We start from the raw sequence: 20129 nt of genomic DNA on the forward strand, positions 1-20129 counted from the left end.
TTAACTTATTTAGAGATTGTGACTTTTCGTTTCAATTCGGTACCATACTCATCTACAACAACAAGCCAATGTTCGCCAATGTCTGGTATAATGGCCATGTCATGAATATCTGTGGTTTGTCCGATGTAAGTTTTGTCTATATACCAATATAAAGTGGTGTTTTTTTTAGAGTGTGCTACTTTTAAGATTAATTCATTAACGGTTTCATTAAAATCCTTTGGCAGAAAAATGGTGCTCCCATTTTTGGGGTAAATAAATTGCATAGTAATTGCATTTGCGCCTAAACAATCTGGTCTAAATGCTGGTAAGGATTTGTAAAAAGGATTCTTTTTTTTGTAGTAGTACTCTATCAAAGGCGGCAGTATAAACCAGGATTTTGTCGTAATTGCATTTAGGTCTTCACAAGACGTATTAACTTGAAACGTATTAGTGTTATCTAAATGAATCAGTTTATGATACGGACACGGTCTAGTTTTTAAACCACTTTTCTGAACAAATTGAAGCTCTGTTTCTCTGCAATTAACGGAGGCTCTGTAGCCACTAATTGAGCAGATATCAATGTTCTGCATTTCATCCAATGGTTTTTTAAACCATGGACTGTTTGGTAATAAGTGAAAGACATCAAATAATATAGGTGCGGCAGCCTGAACACCAACTAGGCCAGGACGACCTTCTCCATCCGCATTACCAACCCAAACACCAACAACATAATCTGAGGTGCTACCAATCGCCCAAGCGTCTCTAAAACCATAACTGGTGCCTGTTTTCCAGGCAATTTGTTTAGAATTGTCAAAAAACTCCCAGTTATCATCACCTTCGGGTCTATTAACTTCTTTTAGACTTTGGTAGGTAAGATATATTGATGCGGCATCAAATAGTGTTTTTTCTGTAGATTTTGTGCCAAAATCGATGGTTTTGGAGGCGAAATAGGTCGGCTCACAAAATTCGTTTGAAAAGTATTCGCTAGATGTCTCATTAAAATGATTGATAGTGGATGAGAAAGCAGCATAGCTTTTGCATAAATCCCATAGGTTACTTTCTGCACCACCCAAAATTAGAGATAAACCATAATGATTAGCATTATAAGTGATATCTTTTAAATTTAAAGCTTTTAAATAATGATGAAAGCGATCTAACCCAAACTCCTGAAGCATTCTAACTGCAGGAACATTTAATGATCTAGATAATGCGCGTTTTGCAGGGACAGCACCATCAAATTCTTTATTAAAGTTTTGAGGTGTATAATTACCAAATTGTGTCGGGATATCTGCAACTAGCGTATTTGGTAAAATGTCTCCCGCATCTAACATTGCAGCGTATAAAAAAGGCTTTAAAATACTACCAGTACTTCGGGGTTTGTTTACAATATCAACGCTGTTTTGATGTTTTTTATCTGTTGGTGCATTACCAACATAGGATAAAACTTGTCTTGTTTTAACATCTAAAACTAATACAGAGATATTATATATTTCATTTTGCTTTAAAGAGTTGTAATGGTTCGAGACAATGGTGTTTACTTGTTCTTGAAGTTGTTTTTTAATGGTTGTTTGAATACGTTCTCCTTTATTTGTTTTGGAGATGGTTTGTAATAAATGAGGAGCAATTTGCGGTAAAGCATAGGGTTTTTGTGGTAAACCTTCTGCAATTGATAAATTGTAAGTCAGTTGGTCTATCGTTTGATTGTCTAATAGTTTTTTTAATAAACGGTTTCGTTTTTCAAACAATTGCTTTTGATTTTTACCAGGATAAATTAAGCTAGGTGCATTAGGTAAAACGGCAAGTGTTGCGCTTTCGGCCCAAGATAAATCATTAGCATTTCTATTAAAATACCGCCATGAAGCGGCATCAATCCCAATAACATTTCCACCAAAGGGTGCGTGACTGGCATAGAGAGCTAATATTTTTTCTTTACTATACTTTAATTCTAATCGTGTCGCTAAAATCATTTCTTTTAGCTTTTCAATATAGGTTCTAGATTGTCCTTTTCTTGAAAGTCTAATGACTTGTTGTGTAATGGTGCTCCCGCCTCGTTTGACTTTGCCCGAACTTATGTTTTGTTTTATAGCTTTAAAAATAGAAATAGGGTTAAAACCAGGGTGCTTGTAAAAGTACTCATCTTCAAAAGCGATAATACAAGTTTTAAACTTTTCGGGAATGCTATCACTTTCTGGAAAACGCCACTGTCCATCTTTTGCTATTTGAGCACCAAGTAAAATAGAGGTGTTACTTGTAATAACAGTGGCGGTCGGATCTTTAAAAAGTTGCTTGGGTAAACAGAAAATATAGGCAACTAATAGCACAAAAAGAACTACCGATTTTATCTTATTTTTTTTAATAAAGTTAGTTATCCTATGCATAAACACTTTAGAAGTCGATTAGTTGTTTAAAACGGTGTTTTCCCACGACAGTGGGAAAACATTATTTCTCAACTTCTACCCATTGTCCTTTGTTTCTTACTAAAAATTTATTGTCATACATGGCTTCAGCTTGTAAGCCCGGTAGGTAGTAGGTTCCTAAATATGACGCATTAAGCATAACATTAAATGTGTTAGTTTTCTTTGGTCCTAAATCAAAATAGAAATTAACACGGTCATCTCTAATATCAGTAAACCTAGCTTGACTAGTTGTGGAAGCACCAAACGCCGTAAATCGTGTGTTTACAATTTCCCAACCTGATGGAAAAATTTGTGTTAACGCGATATCATTGACATTGTAATCTTTAGTATTTGTCACTTGTACTGTAGCAATAAAATCTTGTCCTTGTTGTAGCTTAGATATGTCGATGCTGTTTCCTTTTAAGTCTTTGTAGACTACGTTAGCAGTTAATCCTCTTTGCTCTGCTAATTCTTGTCCTAATGGAAGTTTTCCTGAATTTAAAACGCGAACGTAAACTAAGTTTTCTTTGTTGTTTTTTACGGTAATACTATTGTTACCATCAGAAATGACTAGAGGACGCTGCGCAATAGCATTTTTAGTATCTAATGTTTCGGTTTTACCATTGATCGTATATTTTAGGTTTATTGCTTTTCCACCATTAGCATTTACCATTTTAGCCATGGCTAATAAACTATATGCTGTGGTTTGTGTACTCATCCAGCGTTGACTAGATAGGTCTTTAGCAATGGTTTCTGATAAGTCTTTGACACGTTTATCTTTAGTCAGAATCATGGTTTCTAAAGCCATTGCTCTGTTTCTATCAACAGACCCATACGTGTAGTAGTTATATTTTGGTGGTTGGAAATTAATATTCGCAGTACTTGAAACTTGATTACTAGCTTCGGATTGACCAGCTAAAGCATAAGCAGCAGCTAAACGCCATTTAGCTTCGTTAGAAATTTCAGAAAATTCGCGTAAGCGATTCATTGCTCCTAAATCTGCGCTTCCAGCTAAGGCTAAAGTGTATAATCTATACGCTTGTGCTAAATCAGAATTATAAGTTCTGTAACTTGGTCTCCAATTTTGTGCTGCTTGTTTTTGATATTTTATCCAATTACTTTTAAAAGTCAATGGTAACACAAAACCCTTTTTCTCTGCTTCAAGTAAGAAATGTCCAGCATAACTAGTTCCCCAGTCGTTAGCGTTATTTTCTCCAATCCAATAACTCATCCCTCCATTTGGTCTTTGGAAATGACCTAAACGTTTGATTCCATTTTCTATGTTAGATTGGATTTCTTGTTTTTGGTTAAAAGGTAAATCAAAAATATCTTGTAAGAATAATTGCGGAAATACACTTGATGTTGTTTGCTCTACACAACCATGAGGATATTGCACTAGATATTGTAAACGTCTAGTAAAGTCCATTGGGGGTAAAGTAGAAAACTCGACACTAGCACTATTAGTACCAGTAACACCGAAGGTTGAGAAATCTATTGTTTTAGAGGAATTAGCCTCTAATGTTGCATCTAAACTTTTAGATGAAATTGGATTAACATTTTCGACATCTATTTCTACTTTATAAGTTGAAGATTCGCCATTTCCTGTAGCTATAACTTCAACAGTGTTGATTCCCTTTGCTTTGCTGACATCTAGTTCAAAGTAAGCCATTTGCTCATCTGGACGAGGAAAAGATAATGATTTGGTTTTATCTCCAACGACAGTAATACCTTTGCTTAATTTTAGTTTAATAGAAACTTTTTTTACATTAGGTTCCATAGCAAAAACAGTAACAGGGAGTGTTACTTTCTCTCCAGGACTTAATTTTCTAGGAAGTGTAGCCAACACCATTAAAGGTTTTTTAACTTGTACAGATTTGTCTGTACTACCGTAAGCCTCGGTTTGATTATTACCAGCAACAACCATTGTTCTTACTGATCCAATATAATTTGGCATTTTTATTTTATGCGATTGTCTTCCGCCTGCTTCTAGTTTAAAAGGACCTAAAAATGTAACCACGGGTTTAAATCTATTCGCTTTTTTGTTTTTACCATCTGCTGCACTTCCATCTCCACCAATAGCAAAGACTTGTTCAATACTTCCGCTATAGGCACCAATAACATCATCAAAGACATCCCAAGTTTTAACACCTAATGCTTCTCTTGCATAAAAAGAATGCCATGCATTTGGAGTTTTAAATCGGGTAAGGTCTAATAAGCCTTCTTCTACCATTGCAATGGTGTATGTCATGGCTTTTTTGTTTTTTTCTGAGACAAAAACTTCAAATTCTTCTTCAGGTTTTAAAACACTAGGCATTTTAATTTCTGGTTCTAACTTGGTGTTTGGATCTTCTACTAATAAAGGAATAACACCAAATAAACGTAATGGTAAGTCATTGGCAGTAGACGCGTGTGGTTGTAATAATGAGATGTTAACAAATACATTTGGAGCCATGTCTTTTGTAACTGGGATATCAACAGTCGTTTCTCCTTTTGATGTTTTTACCCATTTAGTTTGTAAGACTTCAGAGCCATTTTCTATACTCACTAAAGCGCGACCTTCTGTTCCTGATGGGAATGTGATTTTAGCTGTTTCGCCAACATTATAATTTTCTTTGTCGGCAGCAAAGACTAACATTTTAGCAGCTTCTTTGTCTCCAGAGGGTTGACGTTGCCACCAGTTTTTATAAAAGTAAGCCGTACGTCCGGTCATATGCCCTGAAACAGGGTCTTTAACTGTAATGTAATAACGACCACCATCGTTATCAGGGACTCTAATATTAAAAGAGGCTTTACCTTTTGTGCTAGTGGTAACCTTACTGTCTAAAAACGGTTTGTGATACGAGCTAGAGGTGTATTGAGATAGATTATCGTAAGACGAGTTCCACCACCAACGCCATTCTATTTTATACACTTTTACTTCAAGGTTTTTACGTTTGATAGGTTTTCCTTGGTCATTTACTGTTACTAAATCAAAGGTGTGATTCTCATCTGTAAAAAAGGAACCATAAGCTTTTCCTTTTGGCGATTTTAAACCCACAAAAGAGTTGTATGGCGCATAAGGCATTGTAAAGGCATCCATAGAAAAGTCTCCCCCGTTTTCAAAAGCACGGACTAAAAATTGTGCCTTTAGCATACCTGGAGCATCTTGTCCAATGTTAAGGTTTTTAGTGACGTCCGCTAGCCCTTCGTCATCAACATTACCTTCAAAAATAGTAATTTCTTCTGTGCTAAAACTCTTTGAAGGATCTCTAAACTGGTAGTCTTCGTAGTTTTTGAAACCAGAATAAGAGGTGGTAAATTTTGCTTTAATTTCTGCTTTTACATTTTTAGCAGGAGCACCATGTAACCAATTAACAGAAAGTTTTCCGTTTAAAGGCGAATTAGATCTAAGGACTTTGTCGTCAAAATCTATTTTGATTTTTAAACGATTTGGTTTTACCGTTTCAATTTTAAGGCCTTTATAAAAGTTAGCGCCTCCAACACTAATCTTAGCATTCCAGTTACCTGTTTTGTCTTCGATTGCAGTTGGTATTGTAAATTGATAGAAATTATTGACGCTATTATTAACTATGTTTTTAAATGCCAGTTTTCCATTAGCATCTGTCACTTCTAATTTTACAGGATGTCCTTTTGGAAGTTTATTAGCAATATCATTTAACATAAAGGTTAAGTGGATGGAGTCTCCTGGTCTCCAAACCCCTCTTTCGGTATACATGTAACCTTTAAGTCCGCGTTGTAACGTCGCTCCTGAGACATCAAATTTACTAAGTGAAAGGGAGTTACCGTCGCGTAGTTTCACGAAAGTGTTATGCTTTTCTTTAGTGATAATTGCAAATGCAGCTAGCTTATCTGTTTTAAGTTTTGCTAATCCTTCTTGATCAGAATTTGTAGTGGCTAGCTCTTGTTGTTGGAAATTGTATAAAGTTATTTTGGCTCCTGATTCTGGATTGGTATTTAATATGTTGGTAATAGCAAAATGATAGGTATTTCCAGATCCTTTTTTAACAATAGCACCTAAGTTAGACGCTATTAAATTTTGAGAAATTATCTTATTAGAGTTATAGTACGCATCATTACACGGGTTGTTGCGTTCTCTCCAGTTGTAATTGTTATCACGATAGCTATAAGTGATATTATCCCAATACTCTTCTTCTTTTAAATCCTCATCTTCTGTATTAGTGTAGGTGTAATCACCATCGCCATAGTAATCGTTGTAGTAATACTCGTCATCATAGTAGTCATCGTCATCGTCTTCGTTGCTTGAGACACTTGCATTAGCGTCACAATCATATAAAGAATATTCTTTTTTATAATCTAGCTCTACGCGATAAATAGAACCGGGATCGGCATTGATATATTTAGAAAGATCAATACTATACGTTTTCCATTTTCCGTCGTTTTTTATAGGGTCATCAATAAGCGTTATTTTGTGTTTTGCAATGCGTCTACCAACACGTCTTATTTGATTAGCATTATTACTTTCTAGGCTATTGTCTTGTAAAAACTGAAGGATGTTATCTTCAAAAATTTTAACAATTCTGACATCAACAGCACTTAAATTTACTGCTTCAAAATTAAAATTTAATTGTTCTGAGTTTGGTAAAATGACACCACTATTAACCAATTTAACTTGTGGTTTAACGTCTTCAAAAGCTATTGTCTCGCTAAACTGTGTTTTTAATTTATAACCCTCAGTATTTTTTATACCTTGAAAAACATCAACTTGAACATTACCAGTGATTTTAGATTCAGGATACACTTTTAGAACATTTCCATTAACAATAAACTTAGGGTTTTTACTGTTTTGAATAGAGATTAATCCATCAAAATTTTGTTGCTTTTTAATAGGGTCAGAAAAGTTGATTGATAAAAACTGCTCTGGTGATTGTACTACATTTACAGACAGAATCTTAAAATTGTTTTTTCCGGGGATATCAAACGTGTTTTCTCCAGAATTATCAGCTTTAATTGCTTTTCCATTCCATTTAATTAAAATCTCCGAATTTTCAAGCAAACGGTTGATGCTGTCTATTTTGAATTCGAAATACTTTGAAGGTTGGCTTTTCTCATTCCATACAATATTTAAGTTTTTACCTTTTTGAGAGGCTGTTACTAGTTGCTTAGCTTGTTGTAATGTAATAACATCAGAGGCTTTGGCAACTCCTAGTAAATATTGCCATTCTTTGGAATAGGATTGTAAATCGTTGGTTTCAATATTAAAATTAGGGGTGATTGTTTTAAATTGAAACGTGTAATCTTTAAATTCTTTTGGGATATCGGTATAGATTTCGCCTAAACCAATAGTAACGGTATATTCTGTGTCTGGTTCTAACGTTTCATCAGGAATAAAATTTATAGAATGACTATTAATAACAATAGCTTTCCCTTCTACGTAAGGGGAAATGTTAAATACATTTTTATCCAATACTTGATCTGCTTCCCAACCTTTAACAGCTTCGGATAGATTTACCCTGACATTGTCTGCAACAGACACGCGACCAGAAGTTGTATAGCTAATATAGTCCCTGAATTTAAAGAGGTTATCTGTGTCTGTTTGTTTTTGTTTACACGAAACAGTTATGGAAAAAATAAGCAAAAGGGTAAATAGCGATTTTAATTGCATACGGTTAGATATTGTAAGATGAAAAGTTTAACAAGAAGATACTTGTTAAATGGAATACGTTTAGTTTTTGATTTTTAGTATGTTACAGCTTGTTAAAGTTATGGTAAAATTTAACTTTAGTCAGTAAAATTAAGGAATTTATTGAGAAAATCAATCTAATTTTGGGACTAAATAGTTAATGAGTTTTATGCCTATAAAACTGCTAAAAAATCGATGAAATAGTAGTATATTGGCTAAAAATTAAATAATTCTTAAAAATCATTATAATATGCAAGCAGTTTCAGCTGATTTCGGAATAAAAGAAGCCTTAAAAAAATTAGGGTTAAAAGATATAAATCAAGGAACCTCTACAGGTTTAAATAACTTTGGGAGTGGAGAGTTGATTGAGTCTTATTCGCCAACAGATGGTAAATTAATAGGTAAAGTATCAACAACGACTAAAGCAGATTACGAAAAAGTAATCACTAAAGCAACGGAAGCTTTTGTTGGATTTAGAGCAATGCCTGCGCCACAAAGAGGAGAGATTGTTAGGCAATTTGGAAATAAATTAAGAGCATTAAAAGAGCCTTTAGGAAAGTTAGTCTCTTACGAGATGGGTAAATCTTTACAAGAAGGTTACGGAGAAGTACAAGAAATGATTGATATCTGTGACTTTGCAGTCGGGTTATCAAGACAGCTTAATGGGCAAACCATCCCTTCAGAACGTCCAGGTCATGTAATGCGTGAGCAATGGCACTCTTTAGGTGTTGTTGGAATAATCTCGGCATTTAATTTTCCTGTAGCGGTTTGGGCTTGGAATACTGCTTTGGCTTGGGTTTGTGGTGATGTATGTATCTGGAAAGGATCAGAAAAAGCACCACTTTGCTCGGTAGCTTGTCAAAATATTATTGCATCAGTTTTAAAAGAAAATAACTTGCCAGAAGGTATCTCGGCTATTATCAATGGAGATTACAAAGTGGGTGAGTTTATGACAACTGATCACAGAATTCCATTAATATCTGCAACAGGGTCTACTAGAATGGGACGTATTGTTGGCGCAACAGTAGCAGAGCGTTTTGGGAAATCTTTATTAGAGTTAGGAGGAAACAATGCTATTATTATCACGCCAACTGCAGATTTAAAAGTTGTAGTTCCTGGTGCTGTATTTGGTGCTGTTGGTACTTGTGGACAACGTTGTACATCTACTAGAAGACTAATTATTCACGAATCAGTTTATGATAAAGTAAGAGACGCTATTGTTGGTGCTTACGGACAATTGACTATCGGGAATCCATTGGATGAGAAAAACCATATTGGACCGTTAATAGATAAAGATTCTGTAAATACGTATTTAGCTGCTATTGAAAAAGCAAAAGCTGAAGGTGGTAATGTACTAGTAGAAGGTGGTGTTTTAGAAGGTGAAGGTTATGAGTCTGGATGTTATGTCAAGCCAGCTATAATTGAAGCTAAAAACGATTTTGAAATCGTACAATCAGAAACGTTTGCTCCAGTATTATATTTAATTAAATATTCAGGTGATGTCGAAAATGCAATTGCTGCTCAAAACGGTGTCGCACAAGGATTATCATCTGCAATTATGACTAACGAATTGAAGGAGGCTGAAAAGTTTTTATCATTTGCGGGATCAGATTGCGGAATTGCAAATGTAAACATTGGAACTTCTGGAGCCGAAATCGGTGGTGCTTTTGGAGGAGAAAAAGAAACAGGTGGTGGACGTGAGTCTGGATCTGATGCTTGGAAGGTATACATGAGAAGACAAACAAATACAGTAAATTACTCAGACGAATTGCCTTTAGCTCAGGGTATTAAGTTTGATTTATAAATCATTTTTCGCTGTCGCGGAACTAAAGCCATATCGAAAGATGTGGCTTTTTTTTGTGTTTTAAACTTGTTTTTGTGTATTTCGTCGATTTTTTTAGGTGAAATTTTTATTTAGTGTAGTAAATGTTAAAAGGTTTTTAATTTTTTAATAACTTGATAGTCATTAACTTAAAAACCAAACCATAATGAGTAAAAAAACCGGTTATCTTCTAGGTATTTTGCTGACTATTATTCTAGGTACAATTCTGTACTGGTTTTTGTGTTGTAATTGTTGTTCTGGCGCTGCAGATGCAGAGGCCGATTCTAAAACAGGTACAATAGAAAGCAAGAATGATGTTCCCGCAAAATTAGATGCTACCATGAATGCATTTACAGTAAGTGATGCTAATGGTAATTTAAGTTTTGATATTAATGATAATATTAATTTCAAAACATCAGACTATCACTATATCGAACCTTTATCAGCAGAGGTAGACAATGGATTGACACAACTTGTAGATTATTTAGAGGTAAATCCTAATAAATCTATTGATATCAAAGGGCATTATAAAAGTGATGAAACAAATAATTCTGCCTTTCCTAATCTAGGTTTAGCAAGAGCCAATACTATTAAAAATCAATTAATCTCAAAAGGAATGTCTTCTAAGCAGGTAAACACCTTTGGCGTATTAGATGACAATTTTAATGCAGATAGTAATGGTGTTTTACATGGGCCACTAAGTTATAGTGTTAATACTACAGCAGAAACGGATACAGGTGAAGCAGATGCTTTAAAGGCGTTAGGAGATGCTATTAAGGCAGATCCATTGATTTTATATTTTAATACAGCTCAAGCTTCAATTAATTTAACAGCAGTACAGCGTCAAAAAGTGGCTGATATGGTTAAATATACAGACAAGGTTGATGGTGCTATGCTTAAGGTAATAGGTTATACAGATAATACCGGAGATCAGGCAAATAATGTAAGGTTAGGGCAGGAAAGAGCTGACTTTGCTAAAAATTATTTAATAGAAAATGGTATTGCAGCCAATAAAATAAATAGTACTTCTAAAGGACCAGATGCTCCAATTGCAGATAATGCAACAGAGGAAGGTCGTGCAAAAAATAGAAGAGTAGTCGTAACCATTAACTAACAAAAATAAAAATCATGAATTTATCATTAAATATATTTAGTAGTATCCCTTGCTGGTTAATTCCATTATTAGTGGGCGTAATATGTGCTATTTTGGGCTATCTTTTAGGTCGATTATTTGGAGGAGGCGATACTAATAATACTGTAGACTTGGATGTCTATAAAAGTCGAATAGCTAAACTGGAAACAGATTTGGCAGCTTGTAAAGCAAGTAAGGAGTCTGTGTCGCGTTTTTCGGGAGCAGGTAATACAGCGTCTTCTTTTGCTGCGGGAGCAGTAACTGATGCGACTATTAAGTCCAATGACGTTTCGGGTGTTACGCCTGTTGAAGTCATCGAGCCTATTGTGCCTATTGAACCAGTTGTACCAGTCGTTGCTTTTGATGCGGCAGCAGCGAAGGCGGTATTTGGAAAAACGATCAAGCAAGACGATTTGACTGTGGTAGAAGGGATTGGACCTAAAATTAAAGAGTTGTTTCATAATCATGATGTTACGACTTGGGCAGCGCTTTCAAAATGTAGCGTAGAAAAATGTGAAGCGGTTTTAAAAAGTGGCGGTAAACGTTTTGAATTGCATAAGCCAGGGACGTGGCCAAAACAAGCCGATATGGCAGCTAATGGTCTATGGAAGGAGCTAAATGAGTGGCAAGATCTTTTAGATGGTGGCCGGTAATACTGACTATTAAAACAACAAAAAAGCCAATATTTACATCTGTAGATATTGGCTTTTTAAGTAATATAAAACCTTATTCAATGCCGAATCTTTGTCGGGAGAATTAAGGTTTTTGAAGTTAATTAAAAGTGTCCCCTATTATAAGTATCTTGCTAATTAACTGTTTATAGTTGTTAGTTAAAATTGATGCTTAACTAACGACTTTAAGTTTAATTGTATTTTACTTTTCGTAGAATACGTAAAACGTCTTTGTACTTTCTGTATATTTCAGGAAACGGTTTTAAATAAGGTTTTGCCTCGTTTAATTTGTCTAACGCTTCATGAAATAGATTCAAATAACATATAAGATACGTATCAGGGAGGTTGTTTAGATCTTTTGATTCGTTATTATTTAATAATTGTTCGTTTTTTAATTTTTCTAGTATGGAATTATTAGTGTTATAAATGTGATGTAGTATCTTTTTGTCAAATTGAGGTGGGTTAAAAATTAAGGTTGAGGCTATGTTGTAACTAGCGTTGTCGTTAAAACTAATTATTGTTTTTTCTAATGGATAATATTTATAAGACTTTTGAAGTCCAAGCTGTAAATATTCAATTATAGTAAAAGAATTTTCATTAAAGGTGATTGAGACTTCATCTAAAGTTGAAAAAAACAAACGCACTTGCTCGTTAATTAATTCAATATCTACTCTAGAGTAAAACGTTTCATTACTAACTTGCTTTTTTTCGCCTGACCAACACAACACAAAATACTCTTTGAAAACAATGTATTGTGGATTGTAGTCTTGTCTTTTTTTCATAAAATCAAAGACGCCATCTAAAGTGTATTCAATATTGTTTTGTGCATGATTTTCTATGGCTTCGACAATCTTGGAATTAACGTCTGTTATTTCGCTTTTAAAAACCTTGGGCATACTAATGCTGCCGTCTCTGAAAAACACAGAGCCTCCATAATATTTCCAGATGTTTTTTTTAAGAGACGTCAAGCCTTCTTTTGGGCGAATAGTAACAAGTCCTACGACTTTATGGTCCGGTAAATGCGGAAAAGGAATGTTTTCGTATTGAACTATGGGTGGGTTAGTAAAATAAGCGTTGATGAGGTTTTGGATTTTAGAATCGTCAAAAAAATCAACACCTATAATTTGATTGTCTTCATCTTCCACGCCAATAACAATAAATGAGTTGTTTTTTGGGTTGGAGTTGGATAGCGCACAAACGTGTTTTAAAAATTTAGCTTTCCCTTCTTTTTGGCCAATGTCAATTTTGCGCTTTTTATCGTAAAAACTATTCTCATCGTTATGTGCGAGTAGGTTTTTGATAAGTAAGCGTTTATTAATCATGACTTATATCTATGTGTTATATTTTAAAGTAGTTTTATCTCGCGACTTAGATTTTCTCTAGCTTGTTGTTCGTATTGTTTTTTATAGTGCTCTGTAAAATATAAGTTTTCTCTTTCTAAAAAGTGGTTTAACACTTTTTTACGACCGGGATTGTACATAAAATCAGGGTATATTTTATACTCTTTTCTAATATTTGAAATATACTTTTTATAGGTATTCCAATCGGTGCCAAGAATAGATAAATCTAAATCCAAAAGCACAGCATTATCATTATTCTGTGTTACTAGTATATTATGTTTTTTAGTAGATAATATTAAATGCTCTACTGATTGTGCTCTTTCTGGTTTAAAATTTATCCTTTTGAGTCTTTTTAGAGCAAAAAGAGCACTTTTTTCTTCATTATCTTTTTTTGTTGATTTGTATACAATGTCGTGATACCAAATAGCAAAACGTAAACTATCTAAATCTTCAATTTTTGTTTGAATCTGATCCAATTGTTTCAGCATATTAAAAATATGAGAAAGATTATGATAGTGCCTGTCTTTTGTAGTGTAGTGCAATTCAATGTCTTTCCAAAGTGATTCAGCTAAAGGACCATCGCAATAGTTTTTAGTTAGTTTAGGCCATTCGGATTTAAGCCAATCAATCATTGTGTTAGTCCTTTTTTTACGATAGTAGAACTAGCTTGCGCGGTACAAAATAGTAGTACATCAGCGATATTTACATGTGCTGGACGTGATACTGCAAAGTAAATAACGTCTGCTAAATCTTCTGGTTGTAGTGCTTTGTAACCTTTATAAACGTTGTCTGCTTTGGCGTCTCCTTTATAACGAACTTGAGAGAATTCAGTCTCCACTAAACCTGGGTTTATGGCAGTCACCTTAATTCCGAATGGGTTGAGGTCAATGCGCATGCCTTCGGTGAGAGCAACGACTGCGTGTTTACTGGCGCAATATACGTTGCCTTTTGGATACACTTCTTTTCCTGCTGAAGATCCGATGTTAATAATATGTCCTGATTGGCGAGCTGTCATTTGTGGGATAATAGCTTTGCTGACATATAATAATCCTTTTACGTTTATATCTAACATGGCATCCCAATCGTCTAAATTACCATCTTGGATTGGGTCTAATCCATGTGCGTTTCCGGCATTGTTTATTAAAATATCAATTTGTTTAAAATTTTCAGGAAGCGAATCAATAGCCGCGAAGACTGCTTTTTTATCACGGACATCAAAATTTAGCGTATGCACATTGGTTTGCTTTGATAATGCTTTTTCAATCGTGTCTAATCGTTCTTGACGACGCCCGCAAAGGATAAGGTTAATACCGTGTTTGGCAAACTCATGTGCTGTTGCACGACCTATTCCACTGGTTGCGCCAGTAATTAATGCTGTTTTAGTATTACTCATATTTGTATTGTTTTATGGTACTTTATGTCCTTGGCTAGCAACTAATATTGAAAACCAGTCTTCTAATTCTAATGTGATATTTGTGGCTGTGATAGCGCCACTTAATCTTTTTGTGTTTGTGGTGCCTACAACCGGTAATATATTGGCAGGGTGTTTTAAAATCCATGCTAATAATAATTGGTCTTCTGTGGCATTGTATTTTTGTAATAAACGCCCTAGCTGTTTATGTATACGTCTGGTTTGTTCAGTATCTTCTCTAAAAGTGCTTCCTAAAGGAGACCAACACATAGATTGTGTATTGTTTAATTGCATTTGATCCAAAGTACCATCGTGCATTGCGGTATGTTGCGTTAAAGAAAACTCTATTTGATTAACAGAAATAGGAATGTATTTGGATAACAGCGCACTTTGTGATGCCGTAAAATTAGACACACCAAAGTCTTTAATTTTTCCTTGTTGTTTTAAAATGGAAATCGCCTCTGCAATCTCTTCTGATTGCATTAATGGACTTGGTCTATGTAATAATAATAGGTCTAGATAGTCTGTTTTTAGTTTTTTTAGTGATTGTTCCGTAGACCAAATAATATAATCCTTACTATAATTATAATGTTTGACCTTATTTTCTGGTCGTGTTTGTCCAATGTATTGAATACCGCATTTAGAAATTAACTGAATATTTTGTCGGTCTATATTGGATTCCGCGAAAGCGTTTCCAAAATCAATTTCAGTGGTGTAGTCACCATAAATATCCGCGTGATCAAATGTAGTTATTTGATTATCAATACAATGATTCATTAATGATATCATGTCTTTTTGGTGCAATTGCTTGCCCCATTTTCCCCAAGTCATAGCTCCAGCAATAACTTTAGAATACTTGTTTTTTGTCATAGAATAAATTGTGCAATAAAAGTAAACCATAAAATACTCTTAAAAGTGCATCAAACACGCTATTTTTAACCAATTATTAACACGATTACAGCTAAAAATTTAACAATTTGCAGCACTTGAATTTAAATAACGGTTCATTTTCTTAAAAAATAATACATAATGGAACAAACAAGTACAATTGATATCAAGTCGATTAACGAGAAAATTGAAAAGGAAAGCGCATTTGTAGATTTACTGATGCTTGAAATGAATAAAGTAATTGTTGGTCAAAAACATATGGTCGAACGATTACTAATTGGTCTTTTAGGACAAGGACATATTTTGTTAGAAGGGGTGCCCGGATTAGCAAAAACGTTAGCCATTAATACACTGTCGCAAGCCATTGATGCTAGCTTTAGTCGTATACAGTTTACTCCAGACTTACTACCTTCTGATGTTGTAGGGACGTTGATTTTTAATATGAAAGAGAATGATTTCTCAATTAAAAAAGGACCAATATTTGCCAATTTTGTTTTAGCGGATGAGATTAACAGAGCGCCAGCAAAAGTGCAATCGGCTTTATTAGAGGCGATGCAAGAAAAGCAAGTAACTATTGGTGACGAAACCTTTAAGCTAGATAAACCATTTTTAGTAATGGCCACTCAAAACCCGGTAGAACAAGAAGGAACATATACATTACCAGAAGCACAAGTCGATAGATTTATGCTAAAAACGGTTATAGATTACCCAAAGCAAGCAGACGAGCAACTAATTATGCGTGCTAATTTAAAAGGGAGCTGGGAAAAAGTTAATCCAGTTGTTTCTGTTGCTCAAATATTAAGAGCGCAAGAGTCGGTTAGGGAAGTGTACATGGATGAGAAGATTGAAAAATATATCTTAGATATCATTTTTGCAACACGTTACCCGGAAAAATATAAACTAGCAGATTTAAAACCATTAATTTCTTTTGGAGCGTCGCCTCGTGGTAGTATTAACTTGGCAACAGCTGCTAAATGTTATGCGTTTATTAAGCGTCGTGGTTATGTAATACCAGAAGATGTGCGTGCAGTAGTACACGATGTATTACGTCACAGAATTGGAATTACGTATGAAGCAGAAGCGGAAAATGTAACTTCCGAGGATATTATAAATAAGATTGTAAACGAAATTGAAGTACCATAGATGGGTGGGCAGTAATTAGTATTGTATAGGCATTAGCTTAAATGATTACTAATTATTTTTTGACTGTTAATTGAAGACTGCACATGGCATACTTAAAAAAAAATGGATACTAAAGAGCTACTTAAAAAAGTACGTAAAATTGAGATTAAGACACGTCGTTTGTCTGATCATATTTTTGGAGGAGAATACCATTCGACTTTCAAAGGTCGTGGTATGACATTTTCTGAAGTGAGACAATATCAATTTGGAGATGATGTAAGAAACATCGACTGGAATGTTACCGCGCGTACTAGTCAACCTCATATCAAAGTTTTTGAAGAAGAGCGTGAGTTGACCATGATGCTTATGGTGGATGTTTCAGGGTCAGAATTTTTTGGAACTGAAAACCAATTTAAAAACGAAATTGTAACAGAGATTGCGGCAACCTTAGCATTTTCGGCAACACAGAATAATGATAAGATTGGTTTAATTTTATTTTCCGATCAAGTCGAATTATTTATTCCACCTAAAAAAGGGCGGTCTCATGTGCTTAGAATTATCAGGGAGTTAATCGAGTTTGAGCCTAAAAGCAAAGAGACTAATATTGTTGAAGCTTTGAAGTTTTTACGTAGTGTCATGAAAAAGAAAGCTATTGTTTTTATGATGAGTGATTTTATTGCTGATGACTATCAGCAAACGCTTAAAATAGCAGCAGGAAAACACGATATTACAGGAATACGCGTTTTTGATCGGCATGAAGAAAGTATCCCGAATTTAGGAATGGTACAAATGCAAGACGAAGAAACGGGAGAGTTAATGTTGGTTAATACCAGTTCTAAAACAGTTAGAAAAAACTATGCTAAGTTTTACCACGAAAAAGTAGCGTATTACAAAGATAGTTTTTCTAAATCTGGGGCAGGAAGTATTGCTTGCAGGACGGATGAAAGTTATGTAAAAAAGCTATTAGGCTATTTTAAAACAAGAGGATAATTAATTAGCTACAAGTGAAAAAAGAAATACATTTTAATAAAGTAAATACAATCAAAGCGATAGGATTTTGTCTTGTGGCGATTGCCCTTTTACTATTACCTACAAGTTCTTTTGGTCAAGTAAAAACGTCAATTGATTCGACTTCCATACAAATTGGATCACAAATTACTTATAAGATAGAAGTAGAAACGGATACCGTAAATAGAGTTGTGTTTCCTGTTGGGCAAAGTTTTATGCCTTTAGAGATGATTGAGTCTTACAAAACGGACACAACCAAACAAAATGCTAAATATAAATTAATAAAAAAATATGGATTAACACAGTTCGATTCTGGACGTTATGTTATTCCTAAGCAAAAAGTAATTATTGCAGGAAAGCAATATTTAACGGATTCGTTGTTAATAGATATTAGCAATATAGTAGTAGATACAACTAAGCAAAATTTATATGATATTAAACCCATGTTACAGGTTGATAAACCAGCTAGTAGTTGGTGGATTTATGTGGTAATAGGTTTAGCCGTTTTAGCCTTAGTTGGTTTTTTGATTTATTGGTTTGTTTGGCGTAAAAAACCATTGACAGAAGAAGAGCAAATTGCATTATTACCACCTTATGATAGAGCTAAATTAGCATTGCAAAAGCTAGATGATAGTGACTACTTGTCTCAGGATAATTATAAAGATTATTATTCGGAGTTAACGTTAGCAATACGTACTTATTTAGATGAGAAGGTGTATGATAGAGCCTTAGAAAGTACAACAGACGAGTTAATAACAAGATTGGAAGTCTTAAGTGATGGTAGTCAGATAGAATTATCTAAAGAGGACATCCGAAAATTAGAAACTGTTTTAAAACGTGCCGATTTAGTGAAATTTGCTAAATCTGCTCCCGATGTAGAATTAGCTAAAATAGATAGAACGGTGATTGATCAGGAGATTGATCAGGTTAAAGAAGCGCTACCAGAGGCTACGGAAGAAGAAAAGCTATTAGATTTAGAATATAAAAAAGCGCAAGATCGTAAAGATTTCCGCCAAAAAGTATGGGTGACTGTTGCTGCAATAGTGTTTATGCTAGGTCTAACCTTTGCTGCTTTTGGTTATAGATATGGTTTTGGATATGTGGTGGATACGGTGTTTCAAAAAGACACTAAGCAACTTTTAGAAGGTGGTTGGGTCGATAGTGATTATGGTTTTCCTCCAATTACAATCTCTACTCCAGAAGTTTTAAAAAGGCAGGAAATGCCTGTTCCGGAAGAGTTGAAGGACCAGATTAAAGTGTCTGCATTTGATTATGAGCTAGAAGGTAAGTTTACCGTTGGTACTGTGACAACAACTTTTTCTGATTCGCCTACAGGCGAAAAAGGGCCATCGGCAGAGGGCAACTTATTACAAGCAATTGAAGCAAATTTAAAAGCAATTGAGGCTGAAGGCGGAAGAAATATAATATCTAATAAAGATAAATTTAAAACGCCTAATGGAGCGGAAGGGGTTAAAACCTCTGGTACTTTAGAATATCCTACGGACGACTCTAAAGAGGATTATGTTAAAGGTCAATTTGTAATACTAAGTTTTGCTAATGAGCAGGTAATGCAACAAATAGTAATCACCTATTTAAAAGATGATATTTATCTAGATCAAGTGGTAGATCGTATTATAGCGTCTGTAGAACTTAAAGAAAAAGAAAACTAATGTTTGACGGAATTACATTTTTAAATAAAGAATTCTTTTGGTTGCTTTTAGCATTGCCATTAGCTGTCGTTTGGTATGTTTTTAAAAACCAACAGCAAAATGCTGAATTAAAAATATCAAGTCTTAAAGGGTTTAAGGTTAGTAACTCTGTATTGCCAAAGTTAAAGCACGTTTTGTTTGGGTTGCGTTTGTTGGCTTTAGGGTTTTTAATTGTAGCATTTGCTAGACCGCGTACGTCAGAAACTAACACTAAAACTAAAACAACAAAAGGTATTGATATTGTTATGGCTATTGATGTGTCTGCAAGTATGCTGGCAAAGGATTTAGATCCAAATCGTTTAGAAGCTTTAAAAAAAGTGGCAGCTAAGTTTATTAAAGGGAGACCAAATGATCGCATAGGATTAGTAGAATATGCTGGAGAAAGTTATACTAAAACACCGATAACTAGTGATAAATCTATTGTATTAAACTCGTTAGATGATATTAAATACAATACGATTATAGAAGGCGGTACTGCCATCGGTATGGGCTTAGCAACGTCTGTTAATAGATTAAAGGATAGTAAAGCAGAAAGTAAAGTCATTATTTTGTTAACGGATGGTGTTAATAATTCGGGCGTTTTAAATCCGAAAATTGCTAGTGAGTTGGCTGTCGAGTTTAAAATTAAGGTGTATACTATTGGTTTAGGTACCAATGGTATGGCTTTGTCACCAGTAGCAATTTTACCAAATGGTAGATTTAAGTATGATCGCGTTCAGGTTGAGATCGATGAAGATTTACTTAAAGATATTGCTAAAGTTACAGGAGGGAAATATTTTAGAGCAAATAATAATAAAAAGTTAGAACAGATTTATGCCGAAATAAATAAACTTGAAAAAACAGAAATTGACGAAATAAAATACACAACCTATCAAGAGCTTTTTAGACCATTTGTTTGGATCGCAGGATTGTTATTGTTGTTAGAGTTTTTGATAAGAATAACACTGTTTAGGAGTTTTGTGTAACAGACCTGTTTTCCGCGAAAGCGACATGTAAATCAATAATTATCC

Annotated in this window: 13 protein-coding genes; 7 read left to right on the forward strand and 6 right to left on the reverse strand. The window is 34.4% G+C overall.

Going from position 1 to position 20129, the window contains the following annotated elements:
• Window positions 1–5 precede the first annotated feature (5 nt).
• Together pbpC and E9099_RS07800 are read right to left on the reverse strand one after the other, a co-directional pair.
• A complete protein-coding gene (gene pbpC, locus E9099_RS07795; RefSeq protein WP_136583101.1) occupies window positions 6–2357 on the reverse strand; it encodes a penicillin-binding protein 1C in 2352 nt (783 codons plus the stop codon).
• A 61-nt stretch (window positions 2358–2418) separates the two neighbouring features.
• Window positions 2419–7998, reverse strand: coding sequence for an Ig-like domain-containing alpha-2-macroglobulin family protein (locus tag E9099_RS07800; protein WP_136583102.1), 5580 nt, complete (start codon window positions 7996–7998; stop codon window positions 2419–2421).
• 268 nt (window positions 7999–8266) lie between these two features.
• On the opposite strand from E9099_RS07800, the gene E9099_RS07805 reads away from it, so the two are divergent.
• The 3 genes from E9099_RS07805 (at window position 8267) to E9099_RS07815 (ending at window position 11623) form a co-directional block, all read left to right on the forward strand.
• Window positions 8267–9820 (forward strand): aldehyde dehydrogenase family protein, encoded by a 1554-nt coding sequence (locus E9099_RS07805; protein WP_136583103.1) that lies wholly within the window; start codon window positions 8267–8269, stop codon window positions 9818–9820.
• A 184-nt stretch (window positions 9821–10004) separates the two neighbouring features.
• Entirely contained in the window at window positions 10005–10952 is a 948-nt protein-coding gene (locus E9099_RS07810; protein WP_136583104.1) for an OmpA family protein, read from the forward strand.
• Between the two features lie 14 nt (window positions 10953–10966).
• Window positions 10967–11623: a hypothetical protein gene (locus tag E9099_RS07815; RefSeq protein ID WP_136583105.1), complete on the forward strand. Its 657-nt coding sequence runs from the start codon at window positions 10967–10969 to the stop codon at window positions 11621–11623.
• A 209-nt stretch (window positions 11624–11832) separates the two neighbouring features.
• On the opposite strand, the gene E9099_RS07820 is transcribed toward E9099_RS07815, so the two are convergent.
• Genes E9099_RS07820 through E9099_RS07835 form a run of 4 tightly spaced genes read right to left on the reverse strand, consistent with a single transcriptional unit; the run spans window position 11833 to window position 15262 of the window.
• Window positions 11833–12963 (reverse strand): ATP-binding protein, encoded by a 1131-nt coding sequence (locus E9099_RS07820; protein WP_136583106.1) that lies wholly within the window; start codon window positions 12961–12963, stop codon window positions 11833–11835.
• Window positions 12964–12986: 23 nt separating this feature from the next.
• Entirely contained in the window at window positions 12987–13613 is a 627-nt protein-coding gene (locus tag E9099_RS07825) for a hypothetical protein (protein ID WP_240788972.1), read from the reverse strand.
• Window positions 13610–14374 carry an SDR family NAD(P)-dependent oxidoreductase gene (locus E9099_RS07830; RefSeq protein WP_136583107.1) on the reverse strand — a complete coding sequence of 255 codons (765 nt, stop codon included), beginning with the start codon at window positions 14372–14374 and terminating at the stop codon, window positions 13610–13612. The genes E9099_RS07825 and E9099_RS07830 overlap by 4 nt, the downstream gene beginning before the upstream one ends.
• A gap of 12 nt (window positions 14375–14386) precedes the next feature.
• A complete protein-coding gene (locus E9099_RS07835; RefSeq protein WP_136583108.1) occupies window positions 14387–15262 on the reverse strand; it encodes an aldo/keto reductase family oxidoreductase in 876 nt (291 codons plus the stop codon).
• A 159-nt stretch (window positions 15263–15421) separates the two neighbouring features.
• On the opposite strand from E9099_RS07835, the gene E9099_RS07840 reads away from it, so the two are divergent.
• From E9099_RS07840 to E9099_RS07855, 4 genes are all read left to right on the forward strand, one after another.
• The gene (locus E9099_RS07840) at window positions 15422–16423 is read left to right on the forward strand and encodes an AAA family ATPase (RefSeq protein WP_136583109.1); all 1002 of its coding nucleotides are present in this window, start codon (window positions 15422–15424) and stop codon (window positions 16421–16423) included.
• Window positions 16424–16525: 102 nt separating this feature from the next.
• The gene (locus tag E9099_RS07845) at window positions 16526–17392 is read left to right on the forward strand and encodes a DUF58 domain-containing protein (protein WP_136583110.1); all 867 of its coding nucleotides are present in this window, start codon (window positions 16526–16528) and stop codon (window positions 17390–17392) included.
• 14 nt (window positions 17393–17406) lie between these two features.
• Complete coding sequence (locus E9099_RS07850) at window positions 17407–19080, forward strand: hypothetical protein (RefSeq protein ID WP_240788973.1); 1674 nt, start codon at window positions 17407–17409, stop codon at window positions 19078–19080.
• Window positions 19080–20084, forward strand: coding sequence for a vWA domain-containing protein (locus E9099_RS07855; RefSeq protein ID WP_136583111.1), 1005 nt, complete (start codon window positions 19080–19082; stop codon window positions 20082–20084). Before E9099_RS07850 ends, E9099_RS07855 begins: the two co-directional genes overlap by 1 nt.
• Window positions 20085–20129: the final 45 nt, after the last annotated feature.

The sequence above is a fragment of the Psychroserpens sp. NJDZ02 genome, from assembly GCF_004843725.1.
Lineage (GTDB): Bacteria > Bacteroidota > Bacteroidia > Flavobacteriales > Flavobacteriaceae > Olleya.

What these genes read in the sequence shown, in the direction of transcription:
- E9099_RS07815 (WP_136583105.1), top strand. Translation starts at nt 10,967, where the DNA reads ATGAATTTATCATTAAATATATTTAGTAGTATCCCTTGCTGGTTAATT.
- E9099_RS07830 (WP_136583107.1), bottom strand. Translation starts at nt 14,374, where the DNA reads ATGAGTAATACTAAAACAGCATTAATTACTGGCGCAACCAGTGGAATA.
- E9099_RS07820 (WP_136583106.1), bottom strand. Translation starts at nt 12,963, where the DNA reads ATGATTAATAAACGCTTACTTATCAAAAACCTACTCGCACATAACGAT.
- E9099_RS07840 (WP_136583109.1), top strand. Translation starts at nt 15,422, where the DNA reads ATGGAACAAACAAGTACAATTGATATCAAGTCGATTAACGAGAAAATT.
- E9099_RS07800 (WP_136583102.1), bottom strand. Translation starts at nt 7,998, where the DNA reads ATGCAATTAAAATCGCTATTTACCCTTTTGCTTATTTTTTCCATAACT.
- E9099_RS07810 (WP_136583104.1), top strand. Translation starts at nt 10,005, where the DNA reads ATGAGTAAAAAAACCGGTTATCTTCTAGGTATTTTGCTGACTATTATT.
- E9099_RS07805 (WP_136583103.1), top strand. Translation starts at nt 8,267, where the DNA reads ATGCAAGCAGTTTCAGCTGATTTCGGAATAAAAGAAGCCTTAAAAAAA.
- E9099_RS07845 (WP_136583110.1), top strand. Translation starts at nt 16,526, where the DNA reads ATGGATACTAAAGAGCTACTTAAAAAAGTACGTAAAATTGAGATTAAG.
- E9099_RS07825 (WP_240788972.1), bottom strand. Translation starts at nt 13,613, where the DNA reads ATGATTGATTGGCTTAAATCCGAATGGCCTAAACTAACTAAAAACTAT.
- E9099_RS07835 (WP_136583108.1), bottom strand. Translation starts at nt 15,262, where the DNA reads ATGACAAAAAACAAGTATTCTAAAGTTATTGCTGGAGCTATGACTTGG.
- E9099_RS07855 (WP_136583111.1), top strand. Translation starts at nt 19,080, where the DNA reads ATGTTTGACGGAATTACATTTTTAAATAAAGAATTCTTTTGGTTGCTT.
- pbpC (WP_136583101.1), bottom strand. Translation starts at nt 2,357, where the DNA reads ATGCATAGGATAACTAACTTTATTAAAAAAAATAAGATAAAATCGGTA.